Source organism: Mycobacterium sp. 1165178.9 (assembly GCF_001673555.1).
Lineage (GTDB): Bacteria > Actinomycetota > Actinomycetes > Mycobacteriales > Mycobacteriaceae > Mycobacterium.
This window is the reverse complement of record NZ_LZMB01000226.1, coordinates 1-1,460: the sequence shown is the minus strand read 5'-3', so window position 1 is coordinate 1,460 and position 1,460 is coordinate 1. Positions and strand designations below refer to the sequence as shown.

1 protein-coding gene is annotated in these 1,460 nt (G+C 64.5%); it reads left to right on the top strand.

Going from position 1 to position 1,460, the window contains the following annotated elements:
• Positions 1-1,460, top strand: a 1,460-nt coding sequence (locus A5652_RS10410; RefSeq protein ID WP_232001155.1) for a condensation domain-containing protein, incomplete at both ends; no start/stop codon positions are given.

Genomic DNA, 1,460 nt, shown 5'->3' with positions numbered 1-1,460 from the left:
CCGTTGACCGCCAACGGCAAACTCGATGTCCGTGCCTTGCCGGCACCGGACTATCGGGAGGGCGATCACTACCGCGCGCCGGTCGGCGCGGTCGAAGAGATCCTGGCCGGCATCTATGCCCAGGTGCTCGGGCTCGAGCGGGTCGGCGTTGACGACTCGTTCTTCGACCTGGGTGGCGATTCGTTGTCGGCGATGCGGGTCATCGCAGCAGCCAACAAGACGTTGCGCGCCGGCCTGGCGGTCCGCATCTTGTTCGAGGCGCCGACGGTCGCCCAATTGGCGCCCCGTATCGGTGCCGGTGGAGGTGGGCTGGAGCCGTTGGTGGCCGTTGAGCGGCCTGCGGTGGTTCCGCTGTCGTTCGCGCAGAACCGGTTGTGGTTCCTGGATCAGCTGCATGGCCCGTCACCGGTCTACAACTTGGCGGTGGCGCTGCGGCTGCGCGGCCCCCTGGATGTCGAGGCGTTGGGTGCGGCGCTGTCTGACGTGGTGGACCGTCACGAGAGCCTGCGCACCGTGTTCGCCACCCTGGAGGGAACGGCTCAGCAAGTAGTCATCCCAACTGAGCAAGCCGATTTCGGTTGGCGGGTGGTGGATGCTGCTGGTTGGTCGGTGGGCCGGTTGGAGGAGGCGATCGGGGCTGCGGCGCGGTATGCGTTTGATTTGGCGGTTGAGATTCCGTTGCGGGCGCAGCTTTTCCGTGTTGCCGAGGATGAGCATGTGTTGGTGGCGGTGGTGCATCATATCGCTGCTGATGGGGCTTCGGTGGGGCCGTTGGTGCGGGATTTGGGTGTGGCCTATGCCGGTCGGTCGGTGGGGCAGGTGCCGGGGTGGGCGCCGTTAGCGGTGCAGTATGTCGATTACACGTTGTGGCAGCGGGCGCAGTTTGGTGAGCTCGAGGACAGTGGTAGTCGTATCGCTGGGCAGTTGGCGTATTGGGAAGATGTGTTGGCCGGGATGCCCGAGCGGGTGCAGTTGCCCACGGATCGGCCGTATCCGGCGGTGGCGGATTATCGCGGGGCCACGGTGGCGGTGGAGTGGCCGGCTGAGTTGCAGGCGCGGGTGCGTCAGGTGGCCGGTGAGCATAATGCGACCAGTTTCATGGTGGTGCAGGCTGCGTTGGCGGTGTTGTTGTCGAAGATCAGCGCCAGTGTTGATGTGGCGGTGGGTTTTCCGATCGCGGGGCGGCGTGATCCTGCGCTAGATGAGTTGGTGGGTTTTTTCGTCAACACGTTGGTGTTGCGGGTGGATTTGGGTGCTGATCCCACGGTGGCGGAGTTGTTGGCGCAGGTGCGTCAGCGCAGTTTGGCTGCCTATGAGCATCAGGATGTGCCGTTTGAGGTGTTGGTGGAGCGGCTCAATCCGGCGCGGTCGTTGACGCATCATCCGTTGGTTCAGGTGATGTTGGCGTGGCAGAACTGGCAAGACGGTGATGCGGCCGGGGCGATGTTGGGGGATTTGCA